The following is a 546-nucleotide window of genomic DNA, read 5'->3' on the forward strand; positions in this document are numbered from 1 at the left end:
GCCGGCGCCGGTGACCAGGACGTGGCGTCCCGAAAGGCCGAAGGGATCGGGGAGGCTGGCAGGATCGGACATCGGAAGACTCGTGGGAACGGATGGTTCTTTGCGAAGGAAAGCGGGCGCCATCTATGCATGGCGCTGGCGCGAAGGCAAAGCCGCATGGCGCCTCCCGCCGGCGAAGATTGGGGGTAATGCGACAGGACTGACAAAACCGTGCCGGCCATAGGCCGGTTGGTCAAATCTGCTTGCGCGGTTTTCGATTACGGGGAACATTAGCGCCCTCTAGCGGCGAGGCGCGCGGGGGCGCGGCAACGACCGCAGCAATGACAAGGACGGGGACGTTTCATGACAATGATCGGACGGATGGCGATGCTGCTCGCAGGCGCCAGTCTCCTGGCTTGCGCTTCGGTGGCGCAGGCTGGCACGGTGCGCGTGACCATCGCCGAATATTCGAAGGACACCGGCCCTTATTTCAAGGAAGCCGCTGAGGCGTTCCAGAAAGCCAATCCCGACACCAAGATCGAGATCGAAGTGGTGCCGTGGGACAAT

At 62.8% G+C, this 546-nt stretch carries 1 pseudogene; it reads left to right on the top strand.

The features are described from left to right. Positions 1-342: 342 nt before the first annotated feature. Positions 343-546 (top strand): annotated as a pseudogene (locus ACTJKX_RS38255) (hypothetical protein); the annotation flags it as partial.

Origin of the sequence: Labrys sp. 22185 (assembly GCF_052045555.1) — a bacterium.
Classification (GTDB): domain Bacteria; phylum Pseudomonadota; class Alphaproteobacteria; order Rhizobiales; family Labraceae; genus Labrys; species Labrys neptuniae.